At 68.5% G+C, this 17,386-nt stretch carries 14 protein-coding genes and 2 tRNA genes; 8 read left to right on the top strand and 8 right to left on the bottom strand.

All coding sequences use genetic code 11. From position 1 onward, the window contains the following. The first annotated feature begins 102 nt into the window (after nucleotides 1-102). From J2852_RS22870 to J2852_RS22850, 5 genes are all read left to right on the top strand, one after another. Complete coding sequence (locus J2852_RS22870; protein ID WP_209880209.1) at nucleotides 103-1,503, top strand: FAD-linked oxidase C-terminal domain-containing protein; 1,401 nt, start codon at nucleotides 103-105, stop codon at nucleotides 1,501-1,503. Between the two features lie 249 nt (nucleotides 1,504-1,752). Then, nucleotides 1,753-3,420 (top strand): ATP-binding protein, encoded by a 1,668-nt coding sequence (locus J2852_RS22865; protein ID WP_209880207.1) that lies wholly within the window; start codon nucleotides 1,753-1,755, stop codon nucleotides 3,418-3,420. Between the two features lie 100 nt (nucleotides 3,421-3,520). Next, nucleotides 3,521-3,808, top strand: coding sequence for an FAD assembly factor SdhE (locus J2852_RS22860; protein WP_209880205.1), 288 nt, complete (start codon nucleotides 3,521-3,523; stop codon nucleotides 3,806-3,808). Between the two features lie 11 nt (nucleotides 3,809-3,819). Next, the gene (mfd, locus tag J2852_RS22855) at nucleotides 3,820-7,446 is read left to right on the top strand and encodes a transcription-repair coupling factor (protein ID WP_209880203.1); all 3,627 of its coding nucleotides are present in this window, start codon (nucleotides 3,820-3,822) and stop codon (nucleotides 7,444-7,446) included. Between the two features lie 3 nt (nucleotides 7,447-7,449). Further along, nucleotides 7,450-8,400 (top strand): ACT domain-containing protein, encoded by a 951-nt coding sequence (locus J2852_RS22850; protein WP_209880201.1) that lies wholly within the window; start codon nucleotides 7,450-7,452, stop codon nucleotides 8,398-8,400. 202 nt (nucleotides 8,401-8,602) lie between these two features. Here J2852_RS22850 and J2852_RS22845 read toward each other — a convergent pair whose 3' ends face one another. Beyond that, entirely contained in the window at nucleotides 8,603-9,556 is a 954-nt protein-coding gene (locus tag J2852_RS22845) for an NAD(P)-dependent oxidoreductase (protein WP_209880199.1), read from the bottom strand. A 191-nt stretch (nucleotides 9,557-9,747) separates the two neighbouring features. On the opposite strand from J2852_RS22845, the gene J2852_RS22840 reads away from it, so the two are divergent. Then, nucleotides 9,748-9,981 (top strand): SMc00767 family acetate metabolism repressor, encoded by a 234-nt coding sequence (locus J2852_RS22840; RefSeq protein WP_209880197.1) that lies wholly within the window; start codon nucleotides 9,748-9,750, stop codon nucleotides 9,979-9,981. Nucleotides 9,982-10,252: 271 nt separating this feature from the next. After that, nucleotides 10,253-10,414, top strand: coding sequence for a hypothetical protein (locus J2852_RS22835; RefSeq protein ID WP_209880195.1), 162 nt, complete (start codon nucleotides 10,253-10,255; stop codon nucleotides 10,412-10,414). Nucleotides 10,415-10,480: 66 nt separating this feature from the next. On the opposite strand, the gene J2852_RS22830 is transcribed toward J2852_RS22835, so the two are convergent. The 3 genes from J2852_RS22830 to J2852_RS22820 form a co-directional block, all read right to left on the bottom strand. Next, nucleotides 10,481-12,622, bottom strand: coding sequence for a hybrid sensor histidine kinase/response regulator (locus J2852_RS22830; RefSeq protein ID WP_209880193.1), 2,142 nt, complete (start codon nucleotides 12,620-12,622; stop codon nucleotides 10,481-10,483). Between the two features lie 108 nt (nucleotides 12,623-12,730). Beyond that, nucleotides 12,731-13,735, bottom strand: coding sequence for a 4Fe-4S binding protein (locus tag J2852_RS22825; protein WP_209880191.1), 1,005 nt, complete (start codon nucleotides 13,733-13,735; stop codon nucleotides 12,731-12,733). A 13-nt stretch (nucleotides 13,736-13,748) separates the two neighbouring features. Then, entirely contained in the window at nucleotides 13,749-14,540 is a 792-nt protein-coding gene (locus tag J2852_RS22820) for a TorD/DmsD family molecular chaperone (RefSeq protein ID WP_209880189.1), read from the bottom strand. A 357-nt stretch (nucleotides 14,541-14,897) separates the two neighbouring features. On the opposite strand from J2852_RS22820, the gene J2852_RS22815 reads away from it, so the two are divergent. Continuing rightward, nucleotides 14,898-15,287 (top strand): carboxymuconolactone decarboxylase family protein, encoded by a 390-nt coding sequence (locus tag J2852_RS22815; RefSeq protein WP_209880187.1) that lies wholly within the window; start codon nucleotides 14,898-14,900, stop codon nucleotides 15,285-15,287. Between the two features lie 11 nt (nucleotides 15,288-15,298). Here J2852_RS22815 and J2852_RS22810 read toward each other — a convergent pair whose 3' ends face one another. The 4 genes from J2852_RS22810 to J2852_RS22795 form a co-directional block, all read right to left on the bottom strand. Then, a complete protein-coding gene (locus J2852_RS22810) occupies nucleotides 15,299-15,742 on the bottom strand; it encodes a hypothetical protein (RefSeq protein ID WP_209880185.1) in 444 nt (147 codons plus the stop codon). Between the two features lie 127 nt (nucleotides 15,743-15,869). Next, nucleotides 15,870-15,946: transfer RNA gene (locus J2852_RS22805), tRNA-Pro, on the bottom strand. Between the two features lie 180 nt (nucleotides 15,947-16,126). Next, nucleotides 16,127-16,203: transfer RNA gene (locus J2852_RS22800), tRNA-Pro, on the bottom strand. 115 nt (nucleotides 16,204-16,318) lie between these two features. Further along, nucleotides 16,319-17,335: a polyprenyl synthetase family protein gene (locus J2852_RS22795; RefSeq protein WP_209880183.1), complete on the bottom strand. Its 1,017-nt coding sequence runs from the start codon at nucleotides 17,333-17,335 to the stop codon at nucleotides 16,319-16,321. Between the last annotated feature and the right edge of the window lie 51 nt (nucleotides 17,336-17,386).

Below are 17,386 nucleotides of genomic sequence, written 5' to 3'. Positions count from 1 at the left end.
CACCCCAGCCCTGCGCGCATCCGGCTTGCCTCCGTCCCCGCAGGGCCTTAGCTTGCTTGGTCATACCAAGCAAACAAACGGACCCGCAGGGAGACCTCGTCCATGACCGCCGTTCAAGCCCAGCCGCGCGTTGCCCTCACCGACGAAGCCAAGGCCGAATTCAAGGCCCTGTTGGGCGAGCGGTTCAGCACCTCCGGCGCGGTGCGCGAGCATCATGGCAAGGACGAGTCCTACCATACCCCCTTCCCGCCGGACGGCGTGGCCTTCGCGACCTCGACGGCGGAGGTCAGCGCCATCGTCAAGATCTGCGCCAAGCACAAGCTGCCGATCATCCCCTTCGGCACCGGCACGTCGCTGGAAGGCGGCATCGCGGCGCTGCACGGCGGCGTCTGCATCGACGTGTCGGGCATGAAGGAAATCCTGCGCCTCAGCCCGGAGGATCTGGACGTCACCGTCCAGGCCGGCGTGACGCGCAAGCAGCTGAACGAATACCTGCGCGACACCGGCCTGTTCTTCCCCATCGACCCCGGCGCCGACGCCTCGCTGGGCGGCATGGCCTCGACCCGCGCCAGCGGCACCAACGCCGTGCGCTACGGCACCATGCGCGAGAACGTGCTGGGCCTCACCGTCGTGCTGCCCGACGGTCGCGTCATCAAGACCGGCGGCCGCGCCCGTAAGTCGGCGGCCGGCTACGACCTGACGCGCCTGTTCGTCGGCTCCGAAGGCACGCTGGGCATCATCACCGAAGTGACGCTGCGCCTCTACGGCATCCCGGAGGCCGTCTCCGCCGCTGTCTGCCCCTTCAAGGACATCCGGGGTGCGGTGGACACGGTGATCCAGACCATCCAGTCCGGCATCCCCGTCGCCCGCATCGAGCTTCTGGACGAGGTCCAGATGGACGCGGTCAACAAATACTCCAAGCTCGATTACGCGGTCGCCCCGACCCTGTTCTTCGAATTCCACGGCACCCAGCGCGGCGTTGAGGAGCAGGCGGAAATGGTCGCGGCCATCGCCGCCGAGAACGGCGGGACGGAGTTCGCCTGGGCGACCCGGCCGGAGGACCGCTCCAAGCTCTGGCAGGCCCGCCACGACGGCTACTACGCCGCGCTGGCGCTCCGCCCCGGCGCGAAGGGCTGGCCGACCGACGTGTGCGTGCCGATCTCCCGCCTCGCCGACTGCATCCTGGAGACCAAGCGCGACATCGCCCAGTCCAGCCTTCTGGCGCCGCTGGTCGGCCATGTCGGCGACGGCAACTTCCACCTCGTCTACGTCATCGACCCCGACAAGCCGGAGGAGATGGCCGAGGCCAAGCGCCTGAACGACCGCATGGTCGCCCGCGCGCTCGCCATGGGCGGCACCTGCACCGGCGAGCACGGCATCGGCTACGGCAAGATGGAATTCCTGGAACAGGAAGCCGGCGAGGCTTTCGCCGTGATGGGCGACCTGAAGCGCGCCTTCGACCCGGACAACATCATGAACCCCGGCAAGGTGGTGCGGGTCTGATCCCCGCTCCACCCCTGATCGGCATCGGCGGCGTGCGTTTCGGCAAGGGCGTGTCCTTGCCGACGCATGCCGTCCTATGCTGTGCAAGGCGGCCTCAATAAAACCGAAAAGCATCCACGCTGCCTTTTAAAGAAAACCAGACCAAAAAGGCCCTGTTTCTTCAGCAATAAGTTCCAGCCGTTCATCCTTTTTGTTGATTGAGGATTGAAAAATCCTTCCTTTATCATGATGAAAAAGGGAGGAAACGCCTTGGCCTATTTCGAACCGCCATGGCCGCTCAACGAACCGGCCCGTCTTGGCCGGCTCAAACGCTACGCCGTGCTCGACACGCCCGCCGAAGAGGTGTTCGACCGGATCACCGGGCTCGCCGCCCGCCATTTCGGAATGCCGATCGCGCTGGTCAGCCTGATCGACGAAACCCGGCAGTGGTTCAAATCCCACTACGGGTTGGACGTGCCCAGCACCGGCCGCCGCCTTGCCTTCTGCGCCTACGCCATTCTGGAAGACAAGGTCATGGTGGTGCCCGACGCGACGGCGGACGATCGTTTCGCCGACAACGAGCTGGTCACCGGCCCGAGACACTTCCGTTTCTACGCAGGCGCTCCGCTGATCGCGCCGGAGGGGTTCATCCTCGGTACGCTGACGGTGATTGACCACCGCCCGCACCACGACTTCGGCCCCGACCAGGAGCGCGACCTCGTCGAGTTCGGCCGCCTCGTCATGCATGAACTGGAGGCCCGCCACGCCATGGCCGAGGCCCAGGAGGCCAGGCGCGAGGCGCAGCGGGCGAACGAGGCCAAGACCCGCTTCCTCGCCGCCGCCAGCCACGACCTGCGCCAGCCCTTCCAGGCGATGGAACTGCTTCTCGGCGTCCTCGCGCAACGGCTGGAGAGCCAGCACGACAACCACGCTCTCCTCGGCCGCGCGCAGGAGGCGCTCCACTCCGGCCAGGCGCTGCTGAACGGTCTGCTCGACATCGCGACGCTGGAGGCCGGAACGGTCGAGCCGACCATCACCGACTTCCCGATCCGCAAGGTGATCGACCGGCTGATCCGCGAGACGACCGAGCTGGCCGAACAGCGGGGCCTCAAGCTGCGCGTGATGGACTGCGCCCAGCCGGTGCGCAGCGATCCGCTGCTGCTGGAACGCATTCTGCGCAACCTGCTCAGCAACGCGCTCGCCCACACCCGGCAGGGCAGCGTGCTGGTCGGCTGCCGCCGTCGCGGCGACATCCTGCGGCTGGAGGTGTGGGACACCGGCCCCGGCATCCCGCCGGAACAGCAGGAATTGATCTTCGAGGAGTTCTACCAGCTCAACAACCCGGAGCGGAACCGCCTGAAGGGCCTCGGGCTCGGCCTCGCCATCGTGCGCAAGACGGCGGAACTGCTGGGCCACCGCGTCGGCGTGCGGTCCGAGGTCGGCAAGGGAACGATGTTCTTCGTGGAGATGCCGCGCGCGGAGTCGCAGCCCGCCTCACCCTGCGCGCCCGCCCCGCTGGATGGCAATGGTCTCACCGGCCGCACCGTCATGGTGATCGAGGACGAGGACCAGCAGCGCGGCGCGCTGTCCATGTATCTGGAAAGCCTCGGCTGCCGCGCCATCGCCACCGGCTCGGCGGACGAAGCCATCGCCTGCCTTGAGGAATCCGCGCCCTCGCCCGACGCCGTCGTCAGCGACTTCCGCCTGATCGGCCGGACAACCGGCCTGGACGCCATCGCCGCCGTCCGCCGCCGCCTCGGCCGGCGCCTTCCGGCGGTCCTGGTGACCGGCGACACCGACCCCCAACGCCTGCGCGAGGCCAAGCGCGCCGGCTGCACCCTCCTGCACAAGCCCTTCCGCCCCGACGACCTGCACCGCGCCCTGTCCAAAGCCTTCCGCCACCCCAACGGCAACGGCCCCACCCGCAAGGCGGGGTGAGGGGATAAAGATTTGCACCCGTCCCCCCTCCGGTGCAGGATACCGGCAGCTTCCCCCACCCCCTCCCTGATCCCAGAGAGGGGCTTTTGGTGTCGATGGAATGACGAACGACCGGACTGAATCCCTTGAGAACCGGCGCAAGCGGCTGCGCTTCCGCTCCTGGCACCGTGGCATGCGCGAGATGGACCTGCTGATGGGCAGCTTCGCCGACGCGCATGTGCCGGATTTCGACCATGGCCAGCTCGACCGGTACGAGGCGCTCCTGGAACTCAGCGACCCCGATCTCTATAACTGGATGACCGGCCGCGAGCCGGTTCCGGCCGAGCATGACAACGACGTCATGCGGCTGTTGACGAAGTTCAAGTTCACGCCCCGACAGGGTTCCTGAAGGTTTCACCCTTGCCCAGCTTCGATCAGTTGCAACCCGGACGCTCCGGCCGCCTGCTGGTCGGCGGCGCGCCGGAAGGCTTCGACGCCCGCGTGCTCGCCGACCTCGCCAAGCGGGCGGGGGCGGGGGGCGTTCTGCACGTCGCTCTGGACGACTCCCGCGCCGCCCTGCTGGCGGAGGCGCTGGCCTTCTTCGCGCCGGGGCTGGAGGTGCAGGTCTTCCCCGCCTGGGACTGCCTGCCCTACGACCGCGTGTCGCCCAACGGCGGCATCGTGGCGAAGCGCATCGACACGCTGACCCGCCTGCTCGACCGCAAGGCCGACTCCGGCCCCCTGGTGGTGCTGACCACCGTCAACGCCGTTTTGCAGAAGGTGCCGCCGCGCGCCGCCTTCCGCAGCGCGGTCTTCTCGGCCAAGGTGCGCGACCGCATCGACCTGGAGCGGCTCCAGCGCTACCTCGCCGACAACGGCTACACCCGCGCCCAGACGGTGCGCGAACCCGGCGAGTTCGCCATTCGCGGCGGCATCGTGGACCTGTTCCCGCCGGGCACGGAGGAGCCGCTGCGCCTCGACCTGTTCGGCGACGAGCTGGAGGCAGTGCGCAGCTTCGACCCCATGTCGCAGCGGACCACCGACAAGCGCGACGGCATCGACCTGAAGCCGATGTCCGAGGTCTTCCTGGACGAGGCGAGCATCGCCCGCTTCCGCTCCGGCTACCGCGAGCTGTTCGGCGCCATCACCGACGACGACCCGCTCTACGAGGCGATCAGCGCCGGGCGCAAGTACGGCGGCATGGAACACTGGCTGCCCCTGTTCCACGAGAGCATGGACACGGTGCTGTCCTACATGCCCCGGGCCATCGTGTCGCTGGACCATCAGGCGACGGAATCGCGCGATTCGCGAATCGCCCAGGTGGCGGACTTCCACGCCTCGCGCGAAGGCATGATGACCATCGAGAAGCGGGCGGGCTCCCCGGTCTACAAGCCGGTGTCGGTCGGCATGATGTTCCTCGACGCGCAGGCCTGGGACGACCTTCTGGCCGCCCACGCCGTGGCGCAGCTCCAGCCCTTCGGCACGCCGCCCGGCATCATGGGCACGGTGGACGCTGGCGGCCGGCGCGGCCACGACTTCGCGGAGGAGCGCAACCGCCCCGACGTGAACGTCTTCGACGCGGTGAAGGACCACATCCGTGCCCTGCGCGCGGATGGGCGGCGGGTGCTGGTGGCCGGCTACTCGGCGGGCTCGCGCGACCGCCTGATGACCGTGCTGGGCGACCACGGGATCGAGGGGCTGGAGCCGGCCGAAACCATCGAGGAGGTGCGCCGCTTCGACCGGGGCATCACCGGCATGGTGGTGCTGGGGCTGGAGCACGGCTTCACCTCGGCCGACCTCGCGGTTATCACCGAACAGGACATCCTGGGCGACCGCCTCGTCCGCCCCACCGCCAAGAAGAAGCGCAAGGCCGCCAACTTCATCGCCGAGCACACCGCCCTGACTGCGGGCGATCTGGTCGTGCACATGGACCACGGCATCGGCCGCTACGACGGGTTGGAGACGCTGGAGGTCTCCGGCGCGCCGCACGACTGCCTGCGCCTGATCTACGAGGGCGGCGACAAGCTCTACGTCCCCGTCGAGAACATCGAGGTGCTGACCCGCTACGGGTCGGAGGACGCGCACGCGCAGCTGGACAAGCTGGGCGGCGCCGGCTGGCAGGGCCGCAAGGCCCGCGTCAAGAAGCGCCTGAAGGACATGGCCGAGGCGCTGCTGAAGATCGCCGCCGAGCGCATGCTGAAGCGCGCCGACCCGGTCTACACGCCGGAGGGCATCTACCAGGAATTCGCCGCCCGCTTCCCTTACCCGGAAACGGAAGACCAGCTGAAGGCCATCGAGGAGGTCTTCGGCGATCTGGCGTCCGGCCGTCCCATGGACCGCCTCGTTTGCGGCGACGTCGGCTTCGGCAAGACGGAGGTGGCGCTGCGCGCCGCCCTGATGGTCGCGATGAGCGGCCAGCAGGTCGCCGTCGTCGTGCCCACCACACTCCTGGCCCGCCAGCACTTCAAGACCTTCACGACGCGCTTCGCCGGCCTGCCGCTGCGCGTGGTGCAGCTGTCCCGCATGGTGACGCCGAAGGAGCAGACCAAGGTCAAGCAGGAGCTGACGGAGGGCACCGCCGACATCGTCATCGGCACCCACGCCCTGCTGGGCAAGGGCGTGCAGTTCAAGCGCCTGGGCATGGTCATCGTGGACGAGGAGCAGCACTTCGGCGTCAAGCAGAAGGAGCGGCTGAAGGAACTGCGCGCCGACGTGCACGTCCTGACCCTGACCGCCACGCCGATCCCGCGCACCCTGCAAATGGCCCTGAGCGGCGTGCGCGAGCTGTCGCTGATCGCCACCCCGCCGGTGGACCGCCTCGCGGTGCGCACCTTCGTCCTGCCCTACGATCCGGTCGTGGTGCGCGAGGCGATCCTGCGCGAGCACTATCGCGGCGGCCAGACCTTCTACGTCTGCCCGCGCGTCGAGGACCTGCCCAAGGTCGCCGAGCGCGTGCGCGAGCTGGTGCCGGAGGTGAAGATCGTCACCGCCCACGGCCAGATGCCGGCCAGCGAACTCGAAGACGTCATGACCGCCTTCGACGAGGGCAAGTTCGAGGTGCTGCTGGCGACCAACATCATCGAAAGCGGCATCGACATCCCCAACGCCAACACGCTGATCGTGCACCGCGCGGACATGTTCGGTCTGGCGCAGCTCTACCAGATCCGTGGCCGCGTCGGCCGGTCGAAGGTGCGCGGCTACGCCTACCTGACCTATGCCCCGAACAAGCCGCTGACCGGCACGGCGCAGCAGCGCCTGCACGTCATCGAGACGCTCGACAGCCTGGGCGCCGGCTTCCAGCTGGCCAGCCACGACATGGACATCCGTGGTGCGGGCAACCTGCTGGGCGAGGAGCAGTCCGGCCACGTCAAGGAGGTCGGCGTCGAACTCTACCAGCACATGCTGGAGGAGGCCGTCGCCACCGCCCGCGCCGGCATGGACGGGCAGGTGCCCGCCGGGGCGGAGGCGCAGGCCTGGACGCCGCAGATCAACCTGGGCACCCCGGTCCTGATTCCGGAAAGCTACGTCACCGACCTCACCGTGCGTCTCTCCCTCTACCGCCGCATCGCGGAGCTGGTGGACCGGGCGGAGGTGGACGGCTTCGCCGCCGAACTGATCGACCGCTTCGGCAAGCTGCCGACCGAGGTGGAGAACCTGCTGGACGTGGTGACCATCAAGCAGCTCTGCCGGCAGGCGGGGGTGGAGCGGGTGGACGCCGGGCCGAAGGGCGCGGTGCTGACCTTCCACGGCAACAGCTACGCGGAACCGGCCAAGCTGCTGACCTACATCAGCCAGCAGATGAGCCTGATGAAGCTGCGCCCCGACCACAAGCTGGTCTACACCCGCGACTGGACCGACGAGGCGCAGCGCGTGCGCGGCGTGCACCGGCTGATGAAGGATCTCGCGGCCATGGCGGCCGGCGAGGCGGTGCCGAAGGGCGAGCCTCCGCCCCCGCCACCCCCTCCACCGCCGCCCCGGCCCAACGCGCTCAAGGCCGGCTCCAAGTTCGGCCGGAACATCCCGGCGCGCCCCTTCGGCCGGCGGTAACGGATGGTCAAGAACGGGAGCGATCTGGCGAAGGCCCTCGCGCTGGGCGACCGCCGGACCATCGGCGACGCCCCCACAGTGGCCGAGGCGGTCGCCGCCGACCTCAGGCGCCTGCCGGAACTGGTCGGCTGCCTGTTCGCCGAGGATGCTGGCGTGCGCATGCGCGCTGCCGACGCGCTGGAACGTGTGTCGCGCGGCGACGCCCGCCCGCTGGACGCCTTTGCCGAACGCCTGCTGACCGACGCGGCGGCCATCGATCAGGCGGAGGTGCGCTGGCACCTCGCCCAGATCATCCCGCGCCTGACCCTGACCGACGCGCAGCGCGGCCGCGCGGCGACCCTCCTTCTGGAGTGGTTCGAAACCAGCGCCAGCCGCATCGTGCAGACCTCGGCGCTCCAGGCCATGGTCGATCTGGCGGCAAGCGCCCCCGACCTGCGCCCCACGGCGGCGGACATGCTGGGCCGCGCCATGCGCTCCGGCATCCCGTCGCTCGCCGCCCGCGCCCGCCGCATCCTGAAACCGTTCGAAGTCGATCAGGCAACCCTGGACGCCGCCCTCATCCAAGAGGAATCGGACGCCCTCACCCTGTCCGTCCTCCCCGACCGTTTGGCCGTTGCACGCCTGTCCCCCGGCAACGGCCTGCCAGCTTGGCTCGACTGGACCGACCCTCTGGTCAGCGCGACCCGCACGGGCGAGGAACTGTCGATCCTCTGCCGCGAGGACCGCGTGCCCGACACCGTGAAGGTCGAACGCGGCTGGCGCGCCTTCAAGGTGGAAGGCCCCCTGGACTTCTCCCTGTTCGGCGTCCTCGCGCGCATCGCCGTGCCGCTGGCCCAGGCGCGCATTTCGATCTTCGCGATGTCCACCTACGACACCGACTACATCCTCGTCCGCGCCGAAGACCTCGACCGCGCCGCCGACACCCTGACCCGCGTCTGCACCATCATCCGCTGAAAAGCCCTTCTCCCCCCCTGGGGAGAAGGGTTGGGATGAGGGGGCGGCCGAAGGCCGGACCAGCGCCGCAGCGCCGAGGATTCACCACCAAGGCACCAAGGCACCAAGGCACCAAGAATCCTCGCCCTCTTTAAGCCGTGGCTTCTTGGTGCCTTGGTGTCTTGGTGGTGAAAAACCCCCGGCGACGCCCGCGCTTATCCCCTCACCGCCTCATGCGCTTCATCAGGCTCGACGTGTCCAGCCGGTTGCCCCCCATGGCCTGCACCTCGGCGTAGAACTGGTCCACCAGAGCCGTCACCGGCAGCGTGGCCCCGTTGCGCCGCGCCTCGTCCAGCACGATGCCCAGATCCTTGCGCATCCAGTCCACGGCGAAGCCGAAGTCGAACTTGTCGTCCAGCATGGTCTTGCCGCGATTCTCCATCTGCCAGGACTGCGCGGCGCCCTTGGAGATCACGTCCACCACCTTGTGCCCGTCCAGCCCGGCCTTCTGCGCGAAGGACATGCCCTCGGCCAGCGCCTGGACCAGCCCGGCGATGCAGATCTGGTTGACCATCTTGGTCAGCTGCCCGGCGCCCGACGCACCCATGTGCGTGACCGACCGGCCGTAGCAGGCCATCAGCGGCCGGGCGCGCTCGAACGCCGCCGCATCACCGCCGACCATCACCGTCAGCACGCCGTTCTCCGCCCCAGCCTGACCACCGGACACCGGCGCGTCCAGGAAGAACAGGCCCTTGGCCCGCGCCGCCGCGTCCATCTCCCGCGACACCTCGGCCGAAACGGTGGAATGGTCGGCGATCACCGCCCCCGGCTGCATCGCACCCAGCACCGCGCCGACCACCTCACGCACGTCGTCGTCGCCGCCGACGCACAGTAACACCACCTCGGCCCCCTTGGCGGCCTCGGCCGGTGTAGCCGCCTTCACGCCCCCGAATTTGGCCACCCAGGCGTCGGCCTTGGCCGCCGTCCGGTTGTAGACGGTGACCCGGTGCCCGGCCTTGGCGAGATGCCCGGCCATGGGAAAGCCCATGGTGCCAAGCCCCAGGAAGGCGACGGTTCTGGACCCGGTCGTTCCGGATTCGGTTGTCCCGGATTCGGGCGCGGTTTCAGCCATGTTCCCCTCGTTTGTCTTTGTTCGGCGTGGTGCCGTTCGGTTCATTGCGGCGCAGGGTAGGCCGAACTTCTTCCCCGATCAAACGCCCGCTGACGAAAGTCCGATGCGGGGGGATGCCGCTCCGGCGCATGGATCTTTCGAATGAGGTTGTCTCGCCGCGCCCTTGCTCCCGGCGCACGATGTGTTAAGACGTATTCAGGCCTGACGCCGCCAGAGAACGAGGGAAGGAACACCGCATGACTAACCAATCGGGTTTCCAGGACGCGCCGCCGGACGACCGTTCGGAGCTGACGCCGGAGCAGGAAAGCGCCATCCGCATCATCGCCAACAACCTGCACCGCCTGAACGACGCCGTCGTCAAGGCCGTGGAGGCCGGCATCACGGTCGAGCTGATGCGCACCGCCCGCTATCACAACGCGTCGGGCAACTGGGGCGACCAGCTGACCCCGGTGATCCGTCCGGGCAAGTAACGCACGGGCCGGCAAACCCCCAGGTCGTCTCCACCGAGGCATCGTGTGGCGGCATCGCTTGGGGGCACCGCTTTCGAAAACCCCTCTTCCCCATGGAAGAGGGGTTTTTCATTGTCCCCACTCGAAAGGGGGTTCTTCCTTCGGGACCGTTGGGCGCGACGCTCCCCCATCTTATGTGCAATGCGGAACCGCAGCCGCGTTCGATGGTTCTGTGGAAGACGACTGCGGCAAGACGAACGCCGACTGTCCGACAGCACGAGAAGGGCACGCCATGCACGACGCTCAGCCGGAACGGACCAAGGACCGCGAAGCCATCTGGCGCCTCCATTCCCTTGCCGAACCGACCTTCACCGACCTGACGCAGGGGATCTTCCTCGGCCTCCTCTGGTCGCTGGCGTTGTGGCTGCCGATGTTCATCAGCGTGCTGATGTGACGGTCGTCACGCCGCCTGGATTTGCGCGGCCTGGATTTGCATGGCCCGGATCTACGTGGCCCGGACTTACACGGCCTGAGCCGACGCCAGCAGCGTGCGGATGCGCCCGGCCAGCTGGTCGGGCGTGAAGGGCTTCGGCAGAACGGCGGTGTCCGCGCCCAGGCCGGTCAGCGACTCCGGGCTGTAGCCGGAGATCAGCAGCACCCGAATGTGCGGCCAGCGCTCATGCACCCGGCGGGCAAGGTCGATCCCCGACACCCCGTAGGGCATGACCACGTCCGACACCACCACATCGATTCCCGATTCGCGCTCCAGCACCTCCAGCGCCTCGGCGCCGTGGTCGGCGGTCAGCACGTCGAAGCCTTCCTGCGCCAGCCCCTCCACCGTCGCCATCAGGACCAGCGCGTTGTCCTCCACGACCAGCACCCGCACATGCTCCGGCCCGCCGCGCGCCGCTTCCGGGGCCGCCGGTTCGGCGACCGGGCGCTTGGTGGTGGCGGGCAGGGCGATGCGGATCAGCGTGCCGCGGCCGGGCGTGCTCTCGATCTCGGCGTTGCCCCCCGACTGGCGGGCGAATCCGTAGACCATCGACAGCCCCAGTCCCGTGCCCTTCCCGTCGCTCTTGGTGGTGAAGAAGGGCTCGAAGGCACGGGCCTGCACCTCGGGCGGCATGCCCTGGCCGGTGTCCGCGACTTCAAGCATCACAACGCCCCCCGTTGGCGAATCACCCGCCGGCCGGGCCGAAATGCGGATGCGCCCGCCTCCCGGCATGGCGTCGCGGGCGTTGATCACGAGGTTCAGCACGACCATTTCCAGCTGCACCGGATCGACCTCCACCGCCATGGGCAGAGGTGCCAGATCCCAGTCCAGCGCGATGTCGGCACGGATGGAGCGTTCCAGCAGGTTCGCCATCCCGCGCAGGCTGTCGCCCAGATCCACCACCGTCGGGTTGACCGCCTCCTGCCGGGAAAAGGCCAGAAGCTGCCCGGTCAGCTTCTTCGCCCGGTCCAGCGCAGCGTTGGCCCCGTCCAGATGGCGCGCCGCCTCCTGCGGCAGGTGGCGGGACATCAGGTGCAGGTTGGTCAGCGCGGCGGTCAGCAGGTTGTTGAAGTCGTGGGCGACCCCGCCGGTCAGCTGGCCCAGCGCCTCCAGCTTCTGCGCTTGGCGCAGCGCGATCTCCAGCTGCTCGCGGTTGCGCACCTCCTCGGCCCAGCGGCGCACCGCGTCGGTCTCGCGCCGGGCGCGGCGCATGGCCAGCCACGACATGACCGCCAGCGCCAGCGTCGCCGGTAGGGCGAAGGCCGCGTACATCATCATGTTGCGCAGCCACGCCGCCGTGATGTCGCTTTGCGCCACCCCGTAGGACACATAGACCGGATAGGGCGCGACCCTCTTGTAGCCGAAAATCCGCTCGATCCCGTCGACGTGGCTCTGGCCGCGATGGACGCCGTCCTGCCGCCCCTCGGCGACGGCGCGCATGAAGACCGCGTCCGGTCCGAGCCGCAAGGGCGTGCCGCTCTCCAGCGCCGGGTAGCGGGCCAGAACCATTCCGTCCTCGCGCAGGATGGAGATGGCCTCGTTCTCGCCCTGCGCGACTTGCCGGTAGAACTCGACGAAATAGTCGGTCCGGATGCTGGCGACCAGGGTGCCGGCGAAAACCCCGTCCGGCCCGCCGGGGCTGGTGCGCCGCCGGCTGACGTTGAACTGGGGGCGCCCGGTGCGGCGGTTGACCAGCGCCTCGCCGACGTGGAAGCCGTGGTCGCGTTCCCGTTGCGCCCGGAAATACTCCCGGTCGGCGACATACAGCGGCTCCAGCGGGAAGACCCGGCTGACGATCTGGACAAAGCCCTGCGGATCGACCAGCGCGAGCGACCCGACCTGCGGCAGCTCGTCGCTCAGCGTCTTCATGTAGCGATGCAGCGACTCGGAGCTGGGGATCTCCTCCCAGCCCATGCCCCGCGACCGTTCGTCCACGCGGTCGAGCGCCTGTTCCACCGTGTCGAACACCTTCTGCACGTGCTCGTGCAGGATCAGCACGGTCTTGCGGATGTTGCGCTCGGCGTCGGCCTGGACCTCCAGGTAATCGCGCCACGCGATGGCCGCGAACAGGGACAGCGGGACGACCACGGACGCTGCCAGCAGCAGGCGCAGGAGGCGGAGCGATCCGGGGGGGCCATCGGCCGAACTGACGAGCGAGCGATGCGGCATAACCATCGAAAAGGCGGGCAAGACAGCAGGGGCTAAGCTATGGCTCCATCCATGTGCCCGGCAAGCCGGCCTTCCGGCCGGACTTTCGGGTGAATCTATGCCGTTCGGTCAGATGAATCCCTGCGCGGAGGCGTACCCCTGTTCCCCGACTTGTCCCCCAGCCGGGCGCGGCAGCGGAATGCCGGTCTGGCGGCGCGGGGCCAGCCGCTCCAGGATCAGGGCGCCGGGCCGGCAGGCGTCCACGCACAGCCGGCAGCCGGTGCAGTCCTCTGCCGTGATGCGGAAGGCCGGCGGGTCCCCGGCCAGCCGGATGGCCCCGGTCGGGCACAGCCGCGCGCAGCTGGCGCAGCCCGAGCAGACGCTGGCGTCGATGGAGGGCACCCACGGCCAGGGCACCGTCTCCGCCGCGCGATCCTCGGCCGGTTCCGGCAGCCGCCGCCCCACCGGCCACGCCGCGTCACTTTTCAGCTCGATCACCGCCCGGTCCGGAGTCGTGTCGAAGGTCAGATAGGCGCGCCACGGCGTGACCGACCGCCGGGTCAGCGTCAGCGGCGGCAGCCCGCGCCCCTCCAGCAGCACGTTCAGCTCCTCCACCGCGCGCTCCAGCCGCACGGCGGTGGAGCTGCCGGTGGGGCAGGTGGCGCAGCTTTCCCGCACGATGACCATGCGCCGCACCCCGGCGTGGTACAGCTCGGCCAGTTCGGATTGTCCCAGCACGTTCAGGCAGGGCAGCACCCCCTCCACCCCGTCGCGCCCGTTGCGCAGGCCCGTCTGGGAGCAGGCGGCAAAGGCCACCGGGTGCCCGTGGTCCAGCCGGCGGGCGACCCTGTGGCTGTGGCCGATGACCGCCTGCGGGCAGGCCGGCGCGCACAGCCCGCAGCCGTCGCACGCCTGCGCGTCCAGCGTCACGCGGCCGTCATCCTCGCCCCCGTCCCCGACGATCCAGGCACCGCGCGGGCAGGCGTCGGCGCAGGCACGGCAGCTGGCAAGCTCGGAGCGGCTGTGGACGCAACGGTCCATGGCGATGGCCGGCATGCGCTTGTGGGAGCGGGAGATTCCGAACAGCCCGTCACCGCCATCCATCGCCAGCCCCTCCGGACGAGTCAATTTCATCCGAAATTATCCTCTAGGCCCACGGATCCGCATATTCTGGCTTTCGGCTCAATGTGCCCTTCCTTTCGGTCGCACGCCGTTCGTCCAGGGGACGGAGCAGGGCGAAATCCCGCTCCAGCCGGTCGCGCAGCTGGTCGAGATAGGCGCCGGTCAGCAGCGCCACCCCCGCGAAATAGGGCGTGCGGCAGTGCGCCGCGATCCGCCCGCAGAAATCCGGGACCCAGCGCAGCGGATGCTGGTCGAGGAAGGCGGCGGCGTCCTCCGGCCGGGCGCGGTCCAGCAGCTCGGCCAGGAAGCGCAGCTCCGGCACCAGATGGTCGGGGTCGCGTGGATCGCCGCTGACGAAACCGAAGCGCAGGTGCCACGCTGCCACTTGGGACACCGCCTCCGCGTGGCCCCAGACCGATTCGCGCGGTCCGGCGCGGAAGGCGTCGGTCCGGTGGATGCTGGCGAAGTCGGCCGCCAGCTCCTCCAGCGACTCGCCGTCGATGGGGCAGGGCAGGTCGGCCGCGACCTCGGCGATCAGGGCCATGGCCTGTTCGGCGTCGGGCCGGTCGAGCGTCAGGCCGAAAAGATCCTGGAGGGGCTGCTCGCGCAGCTCCTCCAGGAGTTCGGCGGTCGGTTCCCGGTCGTGCAAGCGCGCCAGCCGGCGCAGGTCGGCCGCCGCCGCCTGCCCGAACCGGACGACCACCGGGGACGCCTCGCTGCCAGGGGCTGCGGCCCCCTCCATCACGCGGTCCATGACATCGGCCGTGACGCGGGCAAGCCCATGCGGTGAGCGGAAGCCGCACGCATCAATATCCAAGCGCCGCCCGGCTCCGCCTTCAGCATAGGTTTCCTCGCCCATTCAGACTATGACTAGAATTCTTGTTTTTAAGCTTTTACCGTTTCAATTATTACGCTTGCGCTTCAGTTTTGGTCAACTTCCGGACTTCGACTTGTGCGTTGCAGCATTGTTTAAAGGCGCCTTAAGATATAATCGTCTTTTAGCAAAACTTGCGACAGCCTTCGCCCGGTATGACTCTAAACGTTTGAACGCCATGGGTTTTGCCGGTGGCGCCCGGTCCGTCCCGGAACCACGCGCGGCCAATCGCGCATAGCGCGCGCGCCCAAGCCCGGCCAAAATGTCGCAGGCCATCCCACCGTCACAGCAGGATCCCCCATGCCCCTGAAGCCCATCGAGCACGCCGACGCCACCCCCGAAGTCCGCGCCGTCTTCGACGACATCAAGGCGACCCGCAACGTCCCCGACGTGAACAACTTCTGGAAGATGACCGCGCACCACCCGGCGACGCTGAAGCGCACCTGGGAAAGTTTGAAGGAGGTCATGGCCCCCGGCGCGCTCGACCCGCTGGTGAAGGAGATGATCTTTGTCGCGGTCAGCGTCACCAACGGCTGCGCCTACTGCATCCGCTCGCACGAGGCGGCGGCCCGCAAGGCCGGCATGACCGACGCCCAGTTCGGCGAGCTGATGGCGGTCATCGGCATGGCCAACGAAACCAACCGCCTCGCCAACGGCTACCAGGTGGAGATCGACGAAGCTCTCAAGTAAGAGATGCCGGCTCAGGCGAAATCGCTCATCGCCTCTTCCAGCGACGGGTAGACCGCCTCGGCCTGCGATCCGTCCACCCGCAGGGGCTTGGGCAGCAGTTCCACCGCCTCCAGCGCCTCCCGCAGGGTCAGCCCGGCCACCTCGACGAAGCCGCCGGCGTCGCCGTAACGTCCGGCGGTCCATTCCGCGCGGTCCGGATCGCCGTCGAGCCGGCCGTTGCAGGACACCATCACATGGGTGCTGTCGGCGATGTGGGTGCCGTCGGTCACCTGGGTGGTGTCGTTCTCGTGGCGGCTCCAGGCCATGCGCCCGCGCCCGATGTCGCGCGGCCGCAGCCCCGCCGCCAGCACCGCCTCGCGCACCGCCGGACGGACGTCCACCGCCGCCGGATCGAGTTGGACCCCAATCGGCCCGCCGGGCGCGCCGTCTCCGTTGCTGATCGCGTCTTCCACCATTGGCCTCCCCGGACGTTGCGTCTCCGAGGATGGTAACAGCCAACGGCCCCGTTCATGCCGGCACGGCGAAAACGACAGGCTGAAATGAAAAAGGGCCGACGCGTCTCCGCATCGGCCCTTCATCTTTTGGTCGGAGAGAGAGGATTCGAACCTCCGGCCCCTGCCTCCCGAAAGCAGTGCTCTACCAGGCTGAGCTACTCTCCGTCAGTTCGGCGCCGAACCGTCACCGGTGCCGCCGAGGCCGCGTATATAACCGGTCGGGCCGAGGGCTGCAACGCAAAAATCCCTTTTTCCTCAACGGAATCGACAAAGGATCCCGAAACAACGACAAGAACCCCGAAACGACGAAGGGCCGACGCGTCTCCGCATCGGCCCTTCATCTTTTGGTCGGAGAGAGAGGATTCGAACCTCCGGCCCCTGCCTCCCGAAAGCAGTGCTCTACCAGGCTGAGCTACTCTCCGTCAGTCCGACGCCGAACCGTAAACCGTTACCGTCCGCGTCGAGGCCGCTGATATAGCGGCTCGAACCGGGGGCTGCAACGCCAAAATCGCCCCCGGCGCAAAAAATTACGGCCGCTTAGAAATCGCGGTCGATCACGAAGTCGATGACCTCCAGCAGCGCGCGCTTCACCGGGCTGTCGGCGAACAGGCCCAGGGAGTCGCGGGCGATGGAGCCGTAATGGCGGGCGCGCTCCACGGTGTCCTTCAGGGCGTTGTGCTTGGCCATCAGCTCCTGCGCGCGCTCCAGGTCGCCGTCCTGCTGGTCCAGGTCTTCCATGACCCGGCGCCAGAAGGCGCGTTCCTCGTCGTTGCCCCGGCGGAAGGCCAGCACGACCGGCAGGGTGATCTTGCCCTCGCGGAAATCGTCGCCGACCGTCTTGCCCAACTTGGCCTGGAGCGCCGAGTAATCCAGCACATCGTCCACCAGCTGGAAGGCGATGCCCAAGTTCATGCCGTAATCGTACAGCGCCAGCTCTTCCGCCTGCGGGCGCTCGGCCACCACGGCGCCGACGCGGCAGGCGGCGGCGAACAGCTCGGCGGTCTTGGCCTTGATGACCTCAAGGTAGGCCTGCTCGCTGGTCTCCGTGTCGTTGGTGGTGCGCAGCTGCAGCACCTCGCCCTCGGCGATGACGGCCGAGGCCTTGGACAGGATGCGCAGCACGTCCAGCGACCCGACCTCGACCATCAACTCGAAGGAGCGGGAGAACAGGAAGTCGCCGACCAGCACGCTGGCCTTGTTCCCAAACACCGCGTTGGCCGAGGCGAGGCCGCGCCGCAGATCGCTTTCGTCCACGACGTCGTCGTGCAGCAGCGTGGCGGTGTGGATGAACTCCACCACGGCGGCCAGCATCTTGTGATCCTCACCCTGGTAGCCGCACAGCTCGGCGGCGGCCAGCGTCAGGACCGGGCGCAGCCGCTTGCCGCCGGCCGCGATGATGTAGCCGGCAAGCTGCGGGATCAGATCCACGGACGAATGCATCCGCTGAACGATCAGATCGTTGACCGCGCTCAGGTCATCGGCCACCAGGGCGGTCAGATCGTCGAGCGGGGTGGACTTGCGCCGTTTCGGCTCGAGGTTGGTCACGACCGCCAAGGTCGACTCCAATGATGATTGACGTGACGAATTCCGGCAGGGAGCATAACG

Source organism: Azospirillum soli, assembly GCF_017876165.1.
In the GTDB taxonomy this organism is placed as follows: Bacteria; Pseudomonadota; Alphaproteobacteria; order Azospirillales; family Azospirillaceae; genus Azospirillum; species Azospirillum soli.
Note: the sequence above shows the minus strand (reverse complement) of the source record. Positions and strands in the feature narration are given on the sequence as shown.